Source organism: Bombella pluederhausensis, assembly GCF_026385525.1.
Taxonomy (GTDB): Bacteria; Pseudomonadota; Alphaproteobacteria; order Acetobacterales; family Acetobacteraceae; genus Bombella; species Bombella pluederhausensis.
The window spans coordinates 25696-41095 of the sequence record NZ_JANIDY010000002.1; the positions used below are offsets into that span (position 1 = coordinate 25696).

Consider the following 15400-nt stretch of genomic DNA (forward strand, 5'->3'; position numbering starts at 1 on the left):
AGGGGGTGAGGAAAAAATGAGTGCAGCTGAAGGGCAGACCATAGAGATGGATGGCCAGACAACAGACAGCAACATTGCCAAAAAGAAGCACACGGTGCTGCTTTGCAGTGGCGGCCGGTATGAGAGCCATGCCAATGCTCAGGTGCGGGCCACCATCATGGAAGGGCTTGAAGACTGTTTTGGCAAAGGCAACGTGATTTCCGTTCATGTCACGGCAGCGGCATCTGCTGTGAAGATATTGCGGCCTGCACTGGTTTTTGCCATGGGGTCCTACCTGCCAGAGAGTACCTATTATGGCGAGATTTCACGTGCAGCCCGTGAGATTGGTGCCGTTACGACTTTCTGGGCTACGGAAGACCCCTACGAGCAGGATGCTCATTATCAGATCAGCAATGATTTTGATGTGATCTTCTCCTGCGATCGCTGGGGCCATAATTTCTACCAGAGAGACAGGGTTTTCCACCTGCCGCTGGGTGCCTGCCCGAAGCTGCATTATGTGCCGATCGACAGGAATGCAGAAAAGACCATTGATGTTCTTTTCTGTGGTGTGGCGTTCAGCTCCCGTAAGGAAGTGGTCCGCAACCTCATGCCTGTTCTTCAGCAGTTGAATATCCGCATCATCGGTCCGGGCTGGGGTGAGATGGGGATTGGCTTCTCTGATGCACGGATTGAGAAGCAGCAGCTCATCGAGCTGTATAGCCGGTCCCGTCTTGTCCTGAATCTGGGGCGTTCCCTGCATTTCGAGAACAAGCGCTTCATGATTTCCCCTTCCACGCCGGGGCCACGGACCTTTGAAGCTGCCGCTGCCGGGGCGTTTCAGGTGTTCCATGAGGAAACCTACGAGCTGCGCCGTTATTATGATGCCGATGAAATCCCGGTCTTCTCGAATCGTGATGACTTTGAGCGTGTCGTGAATACCTATCTCAGCAACGACACTCTGCGTTATGAGATGGCCAAGAAGGCGCAGGAACGGACCATGAGGGAGCATCTCTACGGGAACCGTATCCTTCAGGCCGTTGAGCGTCTTATGGAAGAAAAGCTGCTCTGATTTCAGGCAGAGCTAAGCCGGTATGAAAAAGGGCACCTGATGAGGGTGCCCTTTGTTGTATATGGCGTCGTGATCCGGTGAGGTTATTTGGCCGGTGCAGGTCCCATGATGATGCGTGCCATGTCTGCTGGACGGATCCATTTGGCAAAGGCTTTCTGCACATCTGTAGCGCTCATCTCATAAACGGCTTTGGCGGCCTTGTCCGGGCTGTCCAGCGGCAGGTCCAGATCAATGAGGGAGAGCCAGAGGCCAGCGAGGGAGTCAAAGCTGGCCCGGTTCATGGGGAAACTGCGGAGCAGGCTGGCCTTGGCGAGGTCCAGAGTTTCGGCTGGGACGGGTTTTGTCCGTAGGCTGTTCAGGTCCTTCATGGCCAGTGCCTGCGCTGCCGGTACCTTGGCCGGGTCTGCCCCAAAGGTGATGGAGAAGCTGCTGCGTGTCCGGCTGTAATTCAGGCTGCTGCCCACACCATAGACATAGCCGGTACGGACACGGAGGTCCTGCATCAGGCGGGAGGAGAAACCATCACCCAGAATTGTGTTCCCTACGGCAAGGGCATGCCGGTCCGGGTTTGTGATGGTCAGCTCCAGCGTTTCAGTCAGGGTCACCTTGTCCTGAGAACGACCGGGGTCTGCCACAACGCTCTTGCTGGCACGGCTGGGGGGAACGGGCGGCAGGTCCACCTGCGGCGCTGTGCCGTTAGCTTTCCAGCCCCCGAAGGCGGCGGTGATCTTCTGAATGGCCTTTTCTGGTGTGATGTCGCCAATGATGACGATGGTGGTCAGGTCTGGCCGATAGGCCATTCTGTAATAGGAGCGGACATCAGAAAGACGCAGGGCCCGGATGCTATCTGGCGTGGCTTCTCGTAAGGTGGGGTCTTTCTGCGGGACAAGCGCTTTCTTGATGGCCCGACCATAATGATAGGCGGGTGACTGCAACGTGCCCTGCTGGCTGCGGGCTTCTTGCTCCCTCGTGATGAGAAAGGCCTGCTCGGGGAAGGCGGGGTGCAGTTCATGCTCGGCAAGCAAGGACAGACCCGTATCGAATGAGTCCGTCAGGGTGCTTAGGCTGAAGCTGCTGCCTGCTTCTTCCTCGGCAGAAATGTCATCCAGAGCACGGGCCAGAGCCAGCCGGTCATGTTGCACACTGCCATAGAGGAATAGCCTGTCTGTCAGGGAGGCGACACCTTCCTTGCCTTGTGGCTGTTCCAGCGCCGGATTCTGGCGGATGGAACCATAGAGCTCAATCGTATGGCTCACATGTTCAGGCTGGACGATCAGCCGTAGCCCGTTTGGCAGGGTTGTGGCGTAAGGCTGGGGAGAAGCCGGGGGCAGGCTCAGCCGGGCGAGGGCCTTTTCAGCCCAGTCGGGAAGGGTGACGTGATCCTTCGGTGGATTGGTGAAAGATTCTGCCCCGCCGAATCCTTTATCAGCCAGCGGCTTGCCGGAGTTGCTGGGCGTCAACGTTGCGCTGATGGCGTGGTTGGGATCAAGCCATTCCTGCGCCAGCGCATCAATATCCGCCTTGGTGACCTTCTGGAAGGCACGGATCATGTCACGGGGATTCTGAAGATGCTGGATGGCCACGGCCTGAGACCAGCTTTCTGCCTGCCCGCTGATGCTGTTGGCGTTGAACTCCAACGAGGCGATTTCGCGCCGTCTGGCAGCTTCGATGAGGTCTTCAGGCAGGCCGGTGGCTCTGTAATTTTCCAGAATGGCAGCCATCTTGATTCGAACCGGGGCCGGGTCGCTCCCCTGTGGGAAGACGGCGTAGGCAGTGGCGATGCCTCCCTGTGCTTCCGGGTCGTACATGAAGCCGGTTTCCAGCGCCTTACCTTGAGGGACGAGCCCAAAAAGGTCAGCTCGCTGGCTGGAGAGGACATCAGCGAGCAGGGTGGCTGCGGCAAAGCGGGGATCACGCTGGCCGGGCATCTGCCATGCCAGTGTGACCAACCCAGCCGGGAGGTCTGTCGTCAGAGAGAGTTCCTGACGGGCGACTGGCTTGGGTGTGACATCCGGGCGGGTTGGCAGGGGACGGGCAGGCAGGGCCCCAAAGGCGTTTTCAACCTGCTGGAGTGTTTTGGTCGGGTCCACATCCCCGGTGATGATGAGTACGGCATTATTGGGGGCGTACCAGCTATCGTAGAACTTTCGCAGTTGTTCCACCGTTGTGGCATCAAAGGAAGGGCGGCTGCCCAGAGCATCGGCTTCGTAAGGTGTGCCTTTATAGAGTAGTCCCCGAACCTGTGAGAGATAGCGATAGATGGGGCTGGAGAGGTCCCGGGAGACTTCCTGCTCGATGGCACCACGTTCATGGGCCCATTCATCCTTGCTGAGAGACAGTCCTTCCATACGGCCCGCTTCGATATGGAGGAGTATGTCCAGATCGCTGGCAGGAGCCGTGAAGTAATATTGTGTGACGTCCGCTGTGGTATCGGCATTGTCATTATTGCCAAGCCGTGCGCTGAGAGCTGCCAGCTGGTCCCGGCTCAGGGAGTGTGAGCCATTGAACATCATATGTTCAAGAGCATGGGCTGTACCGGGGAACCCTTTCGGGGCATCAACAGACCCGACTTCATAATTCATCATGGTCTGCACAACGGGTGCCAGACGGTTCTGTACGATGATGACCCGCAGGCCGTTTTTCAGCGTGGCACGAGTGACGCCTTCTTCATCATTGGGTGTGGCGGGGCTGGAGGGGGCGGCAGCCTGCTGCTCTGGCGTGGACTGGGGCGGGGTATCAGCCAGCGCCGGAAGGGCTGTGAGGCTGGTGGTCAGGAAGGAGGCCGCAAGCAGGGCCGGGCGGAACAGGGAAGCGGGCAGAGCCATGGAGACCATGCATCCTTTCAGCGAAGGAGGAAGGGGAAAACGTCCTGTTCCCGTTTTCGGTGTGCGGGCTGCATATCGTCAAGGGGGGTCTTCTGGTATAATCCCCCTCATTGCAGATCAGGCTGATAGAGTGTGGCACAGGAAAGAGGGAGCAGAATGGCAGAGGGATTCCTTCAGGCACTGGATGATTTCATTCTGGATAGGCTGTTTCAGCCCGTGGCGGATAGTATGCCGGAGAGCCTGTCTGCCTGGAGCATAGGCATTAATTTTGAGCTTGGGTCTGTGGTGCTTCAGGTCGCCTGTATTCTGGCGCCGCTGGTCATGTATGGAGCTTCCATCAGTGAGAGCGTGCAGTCTGTGCTTGTGCTTCTGTGCAGCATTGTCCTGTTCATTGGGTTCCAGCGGTTTCGACCATTGGTGCGGCCTAATACGCTCAATCCGCTCCGCCCGCTCATGCGTAGCCTGAGGCTGATCTGTCTGGCCTTTCTTGTTTATGAGGTCATATCGGTTTGCGTTACTCCTGCGCCGCAGTCGGCATGGTTGTGGAACAGGCTGGGCCTGCTGTCGCAGTTGGCTTTTGAGATAGGGCTTTATTTCATGGCCTGTCAGCCCCGCCCGCCGGGTGCCGAACGCAGGGCCGAGAAACGGCGTGCTGAACTGAGGGGAGCCGTATCTGATGGCATTTGAGGGAATCAGGAACAGGCTGGCCCTGTGTGGGCTGGCGCTGATGGTCGGCCTTGCGGGGCAGACGACACAGGCTGATGCGGCTGTTTCGTCATCATCGGCTAAAGGGAAGGCGACTGCGGTCCATAAGACGGACAACCATCTGCTGATTCCCCTACCTGCTGATGAAGTCGTGGGGCGGCAGGATGTTGATTACACATGCAGCCTTGATGAGAAAAAGGCCGGTGATGATGTTCGCTCTTTACGGACATCTCTGCCTGCGGGCCGTTTCACGGTCACCTATCTGAGTGCGGACATCATGGCTCTGGCTGTCCTGCCTGTGGATGGACGGGTTATGGTCTTCGCCAATGTCGTGGCGGGTGACGGGGCCAAATATGTGGGGGACCGCTATAGCTGGTGGGCCAAGGGCGATCAGGTCACGTTTGCACGGGAGGATAAGGGAGGTGTGTCCTTTACCTGTCATGTTGTGCCTGCTGTTGGGAAAACAGTCGACCACTGATCTGATCGTTCATAGAAAGTGTTCTTACAGAAAAGGGCTCCCTGCTGAGGGAGCCCTTTTCATGTGGGGGAGACTGTTCTAAATCGCCCCCTCGGAACCCGGCTTCATTGGATGGATCGTGCTAGGTAACGAAGCCGGGTTCCATCTCTTTCAGCTCTCAGCTCTCAGCCACGCAGGACCTGAGCGGCCTTGACCATGTTGATGACGGCCGGGCGGACTTCTTTCCAGTTACGGGTTTTCAGGCCGCAATCCGGGTTCACCCAAAGTTGGCGGCGGGGAACCTTCGTTTCTGCCGCACGCAGCAGCTCGACCATTTCCTCGACAGACGGGACACGGGGGGAGTGAATGTCATACACGCCCGGGCCGATCTCGGCAGGGTATTTGTGGTCGGTGAAGGCTTCCAGCAGTTCCATCTTGGATCGTGCCGTCTCGATGGAGATCACGTCAGCATCCATGTCGGCGATGGCCTGAATGATGTCGTTGAACTCGGAATAGCACATATGGGTGTGGATCTGTGTCTTGTCCTGCACACCGCTGGCCGTGACACGGAAGCTTTCCACAGCCCAGTCCAGATAATGCTGCCAGTCTTTGCGGCGCAGGGGGAGACCCTCACGCAGGGCGGCTTCGTCAATCTGGATGACGGGGCAGCCAGCCTTCTCAAGGTCCTGCACCTCGTCACGGATGGCGAAGGCGATCTGACGGCAGGTCTCGGAGCGTGGCTGATCGTCACGGACGAAGGACCAGTTCAGGATCGTGACCGGGCCTGTCAGCATCCCCTTGACCGGCTTCTTGGAGCAGGACTGAGCATACTGCCACCAGTCGAGCGTCATGGCTGCCGGGCGGGAGACATCACCAAAGATGATGGGCGGACGGACATAGCGGGAGCCGTAGGACTGCACCCATGCATGTTTGGTGAAGACGAAGCCTGAAAGCTTCTCACCAAAATACTGCACCATGTCGTTACGCTCGAACTCACCATGCACGAGCACGTCCAGACCAACTTCCTCCTGCCACTTGATGGCGGATTCCGTTTCCTTCTGAAGGAAGGCCACATAATCCTGTGTGGAGAGTTCCTTCTTGGCATGGCGGGCACGGGCCTGACGCACTTCCTTCGTCTGCGGGAAGGAGCCGATGGTCGTGGTGGGGAAGAGCGGTAGCTTCAGGGCTTCTTCCTGCGCCTTCTGGCGGACAGGGAAAGCGGACTGACGCTGTGTCAGCTTGGCATCCTTCTGGGCGGCACGCTTCTTCACATCCTGATTATGGATGCGTGTGGACGTGCGGCGGCTTTCGGCAGCAGCATCGGAAGCTGCCAGAATAGCCTTCACGCTGTCATGGCCTTCATTGAGGGCCTTGGCGATGGTGGCAAGTTCCGCAATCTTCTGTACGGCGAAGGCCAGCCAGTTCTTCACCTCGGCATCCAGCTGCGTTTCACGCTCCAGATCGATCGGTGTGTGCAGCAGGGAGCAGGACGGTGCCACGATGATGTCACGCTTGGCGGCAATCGGAGCAATGTGCTTCAGAATCTTGGAAAGATCAGCCTTCCAGATGTTACGGCCATCAATCACACCGAGGGAGAGCAGCAGGTCCGGACGGGCCTTGGCGACAACGTCTTCCAGCTGGTGCGGTGCACGGACGAGGTCAACATGCAGACCATGGACCGGTAGAGACAGGGCTGTATCAAGATTGTCACCCAGACCACCGAAATAGGTCGTCAGCAGCAGCTTGATGTCCGGAACGGCGCTTGTGAGGCTCTGATAGGCAAGGGCAAAGGCCTTGCGGGCAGCGTCATCAAGGTCCAGCACCAGAGTCGGCTCGTCAATCTGAACCCATTCAGCACCAGCCTGACGCAGCTCACGCAGCACTTCCGTATAGACGGAGAGCAGGGAAGGCAGCAGGTCCAGCTTGTTGAAAGCCTTGCCGTGAGCCTTACCCAGCAGCAGGAAGCTTACCGGCCCCAGCAGGACAGGGCGTGTTTCAATACCCTGAGCCTTGGCTTCCTTATATTCGTCAATGATCTTGGTGGAGGAGAGGCTGAAGCTCTGCCCGGCTTTAAATTCCGGCACGAGGTAGTGATAGTTCGTGTCGAACCACTTCGTCATTTCCGCAGCGGGAACATCGGTGGCGTCATGGTGATGGCAGGAACAGTCTGCATGACCCTCGGCCACCTTACCACCGGCAACCTGACGGCCACGGGCAATAGCGAAATAGGTGGTGAGGTCCACCTTGCCACCCTTGTGGCCATAAATCTCCGGCACGGCCCCGACCAGTGCACTGGTATCCAGCACATGGTCATAGAGGGAGAAGTCGTTGGAAGGGATGATATCCGCTCCCTGTTCCTTCTGGCGGGTCCAGTTCTCCTTACGGAGGGTAGCGGCAGTCTGGAGCAGCTCGGCTTCGCTGCTGTTACCAGCCCAGAAGCTTTCCAGAGCCTTCTTTAACTCACGATGGCCACCAATACGGGGAAAGCCCAGTGTTGCGACGCGTACGGTCATGACAATGCCTCCTGGCGTTGGGTGGGGGCCGGTCCATTTGCCTTCCACCACCCTGCGGAAGATTCGCCGGGGGAGAAAGGCAAACGGGCGGGCAGTCTGTGCCCCACCGAATAAGATCAGGAAAAGCGTCCCTGCCTGCCCTCATGGTGTGATGATGAAGCGAGCCGGGATTGCTCCTCGGGGACAAGAAGTGGCAGGGCTTTTTAAATGTGTCAACACATATTGCATATATAATGAAGTCATTATATATATTGCGCATGGATCGTGCTCTTATAATTTTTCAGGCTCTTGCAGAGCCAACACGTTTGAGAATTTTGCGCTTGTTGCGTGAAATGGAGTTGTCAGTCGGTGAACTGGCTCAGGTTCTGGGCCAGAGCCAGCCGCGTGTCTCCCGGCATGTAAAGGTGCTGGCTGAGGCCGAACTGGTGGAGCGCCGCAAGGAAGGAAGCTGGGTTTTTCTCGCCCTTGGGGACGAGAATGATCTGGAGCCCATCTTTGCAGCGCTGGACCATTGGCGGCGTTATCACGAGGATGATGATGACGAGATGGGCCGGGCGGACCGGCAGCGCCTTCAGGCTGTGCGGAATGTCCGCATGGGTGAGGCTGAGGACTGGTTTGAAGTTCATGCTGCAGAATGGGATGCGATTCGCTCCCTGCATGTGTCTGAACAATCAGTCGAATCGGCCATCATGAAGCTGGTGGGTGAAGGACCGCTTGGCCGTGTTGTGGATATCGGGACAGGAACCGGGCGTATGCTCGAGCTTCTGGCTCCGAAATGTGAAAGTGCCATCGGGTTTGACCGCAGCCCCTCCATGTTGAGGCTGGCACGGGTCAAGCTGGAGGAGAATCGGACGGCAGATGGAGAGGAGATCAAGCTGCGGCAGGGTAATTTTTACGCCCTGCCATTGGCCGCTGGCTCAGCTGATCTGACCATCCTGCATCAGGCGCTGCGTTATGCGCAGCACCCGGCTGCCGTGATTGCCGAATCGGCCCGGATTCTCAGCCCGGGCGGACGCCTGCTGGTGGTGGATTTCGCCCTGCATGACCGTGAGGAGCTCCGCACACGGGATGCCCACATGTATCTCGGCTTCAGTGATGAACGCATGCAGCAATGGTTTGAGGCGGCAGGGTTGGAAGCAGACCCCCCTGTCTCTCTCGATGGAGAATTGACGGTAAAGCTCTGGATGGGCCGCTTGCCGTTGGATCAGCAATCAAGGGTTACGTAAAACCGTATGTAATAAGGAACTGGCATCATGCCTGAGGTCTCATTTGAATTTTTCCCGGCGAAGACGGACGAAAAAGCCGCCTCTCTCCTGCGGGTTGCTCAGCGGCTTACGGCCTATGAGCCTCGCTTCATGTCCGTCACCTATGGGGCTGGTGGGTCTTCACGGGACCGCACTCTTGAGACCTTACGGCAGATGTCGGATCGGGTATCTACACCGCTGGCGGGGCATCTCACCTGCGTGAATGCCTCTCGTGGAGAGGTGGATGATGTTGCCAGAGCCTATTGGGACATTGGGGTGAAGCATATTGTGGCACTGCGGGGGGATGCGCCAGTGGCCAAGGGAGCACCAGCTACCCCTTATGTGCCGCATCCGGAAGGATATTCTTATGCGGCGGATCTCGTTGCGGGGCTGAAAAAGATTGCTCCCTTTGAGATTTCCGTGGCGGCTTACCCGGAAACGCATCCTGAGGCCGAATCAGCTCAATCTGACATTGATCATCTGAAAGAGAAGTTTGATGCCGGGGCAGACCGGGCCATCACGCAGTTCTTTTTCGATCCGGAAAACTTCCTGCGTTTTCGGGACCGTGCCGTGAAGGCAGGTATTACGAAGCCGATCGTACCGGGAATTCTGCCGATCGGGCGGGCCTCACAGGCATGGCGCTTTGCTAAAATGTGTGGTGCTTCCGTGCCGGAGGAGCTGAAATCCCTGTTTGACGGTGTGGATGAACTGGCCCCGATCCGCTCCCGCCTGAGTGCCGTGGTGACAGACCGCATCTGCCAGCGCCTGAAGGCAGAAGGTGTGGATCATTTCCACTTTTACACACTCAATCAGAGTGCGCCGACATCAACCCTCTGCACGCTTCTGGGGCGGGAGCGGTCTCATGCTCTGGTAGAGAATGCCGCCTGAATATCTCATGCAGATATGATGCAGTTGTTATGAAAAAAACCCCGACCAATTATCAGGCCGGGGTTTTTTCATAAAGTATATTTCAAACCGTCTCCTGAAAGACGGCCAGAAAATTACTTGGTGTCCCGCTGTTTGCTGGGAGCCAGAATCATGATCATCTGACGGTTTTCCAGACGGGGCATCTGTTCTGCCTTGGCGATGTCGTCCACGGATTCGCGGATACGATGCATCATCTTGGCACCGAGGTCCTGATGGGCCACTTCACGACCCTTGAAGCGCAGGGAAACCTTGACCTTGTCGCCATCCTCCAGAAAGGAGCGCACAGCCTTGGCCTTGGTCTGGAAGTCATGCTCACCCGTACCGGGGCGCACCTTCACTTCCTTGATTTCAATGACCTTTTGCTTTTTGCGAGCTTCGTTACGCTTTTTCTGCTGTTCATATTTGAACTTGCCGTAATCGAGGATCTTCGCAACCGGAGGCTCCGCCGTCGGGCTGATTTCCAGAAGGTCCAGCCCCTCGGAAAACGCACGGGAGAGTGCTTCACGCGTTGGCATGATGCCGATCATCTCGCCTTCGGCATCAATAACACGTACCTGTGGCACCCGGATCTCTTCATTGACACGCGGCCCATCGCGGTTCGGGGCGGCGTGAAACGGCGGTCTAGCTATGGTCATCTCCTGTCGATACTACGGCCCCACCACATTATAGTGATGAAAGAGCGGCGGGACTCAAACTACCTGTTTAGATTCATACCCCCCGCACCGATGTGGTGCAAGGGGGCAGAAAGGGTGCAGATCAGGCAGTTTTCTCGGACATGGCTCGCAGGATGTCGGGCGGTGTTGCTTCCTTGGTCAGGCTTGTGATGATTTCATCGGCATTCATCACGTTCTGGGCCTGCTCACCGAGGCGGCGGACGCTTACGGTGCCTTCTTCTGCCTCACGGCGACCGACTACGAGCATGACTGGCACACGGGCCAGACTGTGCTCACGTACCTTAGCATTGATCTTCTCGTTGCGGGTGTCGGCTTCGGCATGGAGACCGGCCTTGCGCAGGCGCTCGGTGACCTCAAGGGCATAATCAGCAGCATCGGTGACGATACTGGCTACAACCACCTGTGTCGGTGCCAGCCAGAGTGGGAATTTACCTGCATATTGTTCGATCAGAATACCGAGGAACCGCTCGAAGCTGCCCAGAATGGCCCGGTGCAGCATGACAGGGCGGTGGCGGGCGCTGTCTTCCCCGATATAGGAAGCATCAAGCCGTTCTGGCAGGACATAATCCACTTGAAGCGTACCGCACTGCCAGTCACGTCCGATAGCGTCCGTCAGGACAAATTCCAGCTTCGGACCATAGAAGGCGCCTTCACCGGGATTCAGTTCATACTCCACGCCGACCATCTCGCAGGCCCGCTTGAGAGCCCCTTCTGCCCGGTCCCACACCTCGTCAGACCCGGCACGGGTTTCGGGGCGGTCGGAGAACTTCACACGGAAGCTTTTAAAGCCGAAATCTTTATAGACCTCGCCCAGCATGGTGACGAAACGGGCCGTTTCCTCGGCGATCTGGTCATCCGTGCAGAAGATGTGGGCATCATCCTGCGTGAAGCCACGCACCCGCATGATGCCATGCAGGGAACCAGATGGTTCATACCGATGGCAGGCCCCGAATTCAGCCATACGCAGCGGCAGCTCACGGTAGGAACGCAGACCATGACGGAAAATCTGCACATGGCAGGGGCAGTTCATCGGCTTGAGGGCGAGGGTCTTGTCCTCATCCTCCACTGTAGCGATGAACATATGTTCCCGGTACTTGTCCCAGTGGCCGGAGGCCTCCCAGAGGGTCCGGTCCACGAGCTGCGGCGTGCGGACTTCCTGATAGTCATTCCGGTTCTGGGCACGGCGCATATAGTCCTGCACCGCCGTGTAGAGACGCCAGCCCTTCTGATGCCAGAAAATCTGACCGACTGCTTCTTCCTGAATATGGAACAGGTCCATATCCCGGCCAATGCGGCGATGGTCCCGCTTTTCGGCTTCTTCCAGTCGCAGGAGGTAGGCTTTCAGCTCTTTTTTGTCCCGCCATGCCGTGCCGTAGATGCGGGTCAGCATGGGGTTGCGGTGGTCGCCACGCCAGTAAGCACCGGCGACACGCATCAGCTTGAAGGCATTGCCCACGTCTGCCGTGCTGCGGAGATGCGGCCCACGGCAGAGGTCCAGCCATTCACCCTGACGATAGATGGAGATATCTTCACTCTCCGGCAGGTCCCGGATCAGTTCGGCTTTGAACTTTTCACCACGTTCCTCGAAGAAGGCAATGGCTTCGTCACGGTCCCAGACCTCACGGGTGAAGGCATCACCCCGTGTGATGATCTCGGCCATCTTGGCTTCAATGGCTTCGAAGTCAGCCGGTGTGAAGGGTTTGTCCCGGAAGAAGTCGTAATAGAAACCGTCCTTGATGCTCGGCCCGATGGTGACCTGTGTGCCCGGCCAGAGTTCCTGCACGGCCTCGGCCATGACATGGGCGGCATCGTGACGGATCATCTCCAGCGCATCGTCATCTTTGCGGGTGATAAAGCGGACGGCGCTGTCCTTATCGATCGTAAAGCTGAGGTCAACGGCCTTGCCGTTTACTTCCATGGCCATGGCGGCACGGGCAAGACCCGGCCCGATGGCCTCGGCGATCGTTGTCCCGGTCACTGCCCCATCGAAGGTACGAATGCTTCCATCGGGTAGGGTAATGGCGGGCATGGAGGAACTCCTTGGTCATTGATCGAAAAGGATGCCGTGTTTCCTGTGCATATGGAACGGACGGCAGAAATAAGTATGGCAAAAATGGCCCGTTATGGCGCTTCTCTGCAAGCCCTAATTACAGGCTGGAGCGTGGAGAGTCATTTTCTCTTGTTTTCAGGGTGTTCTGCAAGCAGTCCCCCATACTGGATGAGCCTGATGACACGGTCGGGCGAGAGGGAGGAGAGGTCTGGGCAGTCCAGTATCTGGCTTTTTCCGGGGGTGATGCTGCGAGGGGCGCAGCGTCTGGGATCACTATCGGCGGAAAAGAGCGTCAGGGTGGGACAGTCCATCGTGGCGGCCATATGAAGCGGGCCGGTATCATTGCCAATGCAGAGCGCTGCCCGATAGAGTAGCCCGGCCAGAGAGGGAAGGTCTGTCTGGCCTGTCATGTCCAGAACCTGAGGCGCCTGAGAGCGGATGGTGTCCGCTAATGGGCGGTCTGCAGCACTGCCGATGATGACGGGCTGGTAGCCCCATGTACTGATGGCTTGGGCAAGTGCTGCAAAATGACGCGCAGGCCAGCGTTTGGCAGGGCGATGAGGGGCCGCACCGGGGACAAGCACGATATAGGGGCCGGGCAGTTCTGGTCCCCTGTCCTTCAGAAAGTCGGGAATGGTGCGGGGGAGTGAGGGGACACCGGCGGCACGGAGCTGGTCAACCTGCCGCATGAGTGTGTGCATCTGCCGGGCCTGCGGGTTGCGATGGGGCAGGCTGGCCCGTCTGTTCTGGCCGGACCAGAGTGTGCCGGGGCGGGCAAGATGGAAGTAGCGGGCTGTCCGACCAGAGTTCTGGAGGTCGAACACCATGTCCATTTCCCGCAGAAGGCGGCGGATTCCTAGCCAGTGTTTCAGATTCGTGATGGGAGGACGGTCATCCGTGGCGATGGTATCAAACCACGGGCAGCAGGACGCCAGAGCGTGATAGGGGCTGGCCGTCAGAAGGGTAATGTGAGCATCGGGGAAAGCGTGGCGGATGGAGGCGAAGGCTCCAAACGCCTGAAACAGGTCCCCCAGAGCGCCATGACGGATGATGAGAATCTTCTGTGGCATGGGTCTGGGGAGCCTGTGATCCAGAAGATCAGTCCTTCTTAGGGGCCTGACCTGTGGAGGAGGCGTTGGAGACGATCACCATGGCCGGTTTCAGCAGGCGGTCTTTCAGCATCCATGTGGGGGTCCATGCCTGCACGACATGGTTGGGCGGAAGATGATCGACTTCCTGCTCCTGCATGGCCTGATGCAGGTTGGCATCGAACGGCTCATGCGTGGGGTCCAGCTTGGTGATGCCGTGGCGCTCCAGAATGGAGAGGAAGGAGCGTTCCGTGCCCTCAAAGCCTTCACGCAGGCGGGTAATCAGGGCGTCTTCGCCGTCCTTATGTTCCGGGAGGGCGGAGAGACCACGGCGGAGATTCTCGGCAGCCTCCACCACATCACGGGCGAATTTCTGAACGGCGTAATGGCGTGTGTCTTCAATTTCCCGCTTGTGGCGTGAACGGAGGTTCTGATTATCCGCTTCAGAACGCTTCCAGCGGTCTTCCATCTCGGCCAGTTTTTCTTCAAGGGCAGCGATGCGCTCCTCAGCGCTGCCTGCCTCGGTGTGGCCTTCTTCAGTTTCATGATGAGCGGCCTGTGTGGCGGCCTCGTGCGGCTGGGCCTCATCCTGTGGAGCGTTGGTCTGTGGCGTTTCGGTATGAGACGTCTTGTCTGTCATGTCGTGACCCTGTTCTCGTCATACGGGGGAGGCGGCCCGTCATGGCGGGGAATCGCCTCCTTGGGCTGGTCCTCACGGGGCCGGGGCACTGCCCTTGCGGGCGTACGGCACCACGGCAGGAGACCTGCCCTTTACATAGCCCATAGGAGATAGTGCTGCATGTCATAAAAACAAGGGGGCAGCGCACTCTGGAAAGATTGCAAGTTAATGGTGAGTAAAACTGTAAAGATCGATATTTTACATAATGGGCTAGCGGATATTTATAAAATCAATGTATGATGTTGTCAGAATAGTGGCGGAAGTTGGTAGTCATATTTCTGTTAATATTTGTCGTAAAATACCATTAACTTTACGTTAATGGTTCTGCTTGTCCCGCAGCCTTACAAGAGACAGGAGTTTGCATGAAGAAGACCCCTTTCCCTCCCGTGGGTTCCGCTCACACGGAAGAGAAATACGGCTCGAAAGCACATCAGGTTCCCGTTATTGCCCTGGTGGATGATGACCGCAATATTCTGACGTCCGTTCAGATGACGTTGGAGGCCGAGGGTTTTACGGTTCATGCCTATACGGATGGGGAAAGTGCCTTGCAGGGCATTCTGTCCCGGTCCACGTCTCTGGCTGTGCTGGACGTCAAGATGCCCCGTATGGACGGGATGGAGCTTCTGCGCCGGTTGCGTATGCGCTCCAGCAGTCTTCCTGTCATTTTTCTGACCTCCAAGGATGAGGAGATGGATCAGCTCATGGGGCTGCGTCTGGGGGCGGACGATTATATCACCAAGCCATTTTCTGTCCGGCTTCTGGTGGAGCGGATTCGGGCTTTGCTGCGGCGTCATGAGGTGAGTCAGGCGGAGATCACGGGGGAAGCTGGGGCGAGTAGCAGCATTCTTGTTCGGGGCGCTCTGGCGCTGGATGAAGCCCGGCATCAGTGTCTCTGGAATAATCAGGAAGTGGCGCTGACGGTCACGGAGTTTCTGCTCGTCAAGGCACTGGTGGTGCGTCCGGGACTGGTGAAGTCCCGTGACCAGCTTATCGATGCTGCCTACGGGGACAGCATCTATGTGGATGACCGGACGATTGACAGTCACATCAAGCGGGTCCGCAAGAAGTTCCGCCGGGTGGATGACTGCTTCAACCATATCGAGACGCTCTATGGCGTTGGGTATCGGTACCGTGAATGAGCTGTGGGGTGTCTGACTGGACATGGCGTTTTTTACGGGTGGTCAAGTGAA

General features: G+C 57.6%; 12 protein-coding genes. 6 read left to right on the forward strand and 6 right to left on the reverse strand.

Going from position 1 to position 15400, the window contains the following annotated elements:
- Positions 1-16: 16 nt before the first annotated feature.
- Positions 17-1048, forward strand: a complete 1032-nt coding sequence (locus NQF86_RS04755) for a CgeB family protein (protein WP_407652869.1) — start codon at positions 17-19, stop codon at positions 1046-1048.
- Positions 1049-1131: 83 nt separating this feature from the next.
- Here the strand turns inward: NQF86_RS04755 and NQF86_RS04760 are convergent, their stop codons facing one another.
- On the reverse strand, positions 1132-3873 hold the full coding sequence (locus NQF86_RS04760; RefSeq protein WP_407652876.1) for a M16 family metallopeptidase: 2742 nt from the start codon (positions 3871-3873) through the stop codon (positions 1132-1134).
- Between the two features lie 156 nt (positions 3874-4029).
- Between NQF86_RS04760 and NQF86_RS04765 the strand changes: the two genes are divergently transcribed.
- Both NQF86_RS04765 and NQF86_RS04770 read left to right on the forward strand, forming a co-directional pair.
- Entirely contained in the window at positions 4030-4560 is a 531-nt protein-coding gene (locus NQF86_RS04765; protein ID WP_266116498.1) for a hypothetical protein, read from the forward strand.
- Complete coding sequence (locus NQF86_RS04770; protein WP_266116499.1) at positions 4550-5056, forward strand: MliC family protein; 507 nt, start codon at positions 4550-4552, stop codon at positions 5054-5056. The genes NQF86_RS04765 and NQF86_RS04770 overlap by 11 nt, the downstream gene beginning before the upstream one ends.
- Before the next feature lie 164 nt (positions 5057-5220).
- Here NQF86_RS04770 and metE read toward each other — a convergent pair whose 3' ends face one another.
- Positions 5221-7548, reverse strand: a complete 2328-nt coding sequence (gene metE, locus NQF86_RS04775) for a 5-methyltetrahydropteroyltriglutamate--homocysteine S-methyltransferase (RefSeq protein ID WP_266116500.1) — start codon at positions 7546-7548, stop codon at positions 5221-5223.
- 257 nt (positions 7549-7805) lie between these two features.
- Here metE and NQF86_RS04780 point away from each other — a divergent pair, with 257 nt between their 5' ends.
- Together NQF86_RS04780 and metF are read left to right on the forward strand one after the other, a co-directional pair.
- Positions 7806-8774 (forward strand): ArsR/SmtB family transcription factor, encoded by a 969-nt coding sequence (locus NQF86_RS04780; protein ID WP_266116501.1) that lies wholly within the window; start codon positions 7806-7808, stop codon positions 8772-8774.
- A 27-nt stretch (positions 8775-8801) separates the two neighbouring features.
- Complete coding sequence (gene metF / locus NQF86_RS04785; protein WP_266116502.1) at positions 8802-9680, forward strand: methylenetetrahydrofolate reductase [NAD(P)H]; 879 nt, start codon at positions 8802-8804, stop codon at positions 9678-9680.
- Positions 9681-9793: 113 nt separating this feature from the next.
- Here metF and infC read toward each other — a convergent pair whose 3' ends face one another.
- The 4 genes from infC to NQF86_RS04805 form a co-directional block, all read right to left on the reverse strand.
- Positions 9794-10354 carry a translation initiation factor IF-3 gene (gene infC, locus NQF86_RS04790; protein ID WP_266116503.1) on the reverse strand — a complete coding sequence of 187 codons (561 nt, stop codon included), beginning with the start codon at positions 10352-10354 and terminating at the stop codon, positions 9794-9796.
- Positions 10355-10475: 121 nt separating this feature from the next.
- The gene (gene thrS, locus NQF86_RS04795) at positions 10476-12422 is read right to left on the reverse strand and encodes a threonine--tRNA ligase (RefSeq protein ID WP_266116504.1); all 1947 of its coding nucleotides are present in this window, start codon (positions 12420-12422) and stop codon (positions 10476-10478) included.
- Between the two features lie 140 nt (positions 12423-12562).
- Complete coding sequence (locus tag NQF86_RS04800) at positions 12563-13513, reverse strand: glycosyltransferase family 9 protein (protein ID WP_266116505.1); 951 nt, start codon at positions 13511-13513, stop codon at positions 12563-12565.
- Positions 13514-13541: 28 nt separating this feature from the next.
- Positions 13542-14171 carry a nucleotide exchange factor GrpE gene (locus NQF86_RS04805; protein ID WP_266116506.1) on the reverse strand — a complete coding sequence of 210 codons (630 nt, stop codon included), beginning with the start codon at positions 14169-14171 and terminating at the stop codon, positions 13542-13544.
- 401 nt (positions 14172-14572) lie between these two features.
- On the opposite strand from NQF86_RS04805, the gene NQF86_RS04810 reads away from it, so the two are divergent.
- The gene (locus NQF86_RS04810) at positions 14573-15349 is read left to right on the forward strand and encodes a response regulator transcription factor (RefSeq protein WP_266116507.1); all 777 of its coding nucleotides are present in this window, start codon (positions 14573-14575) and stop codon (positions 15347-15349) included.
- Positions 15350-15400: the final 51 nt, after the last annotated feature.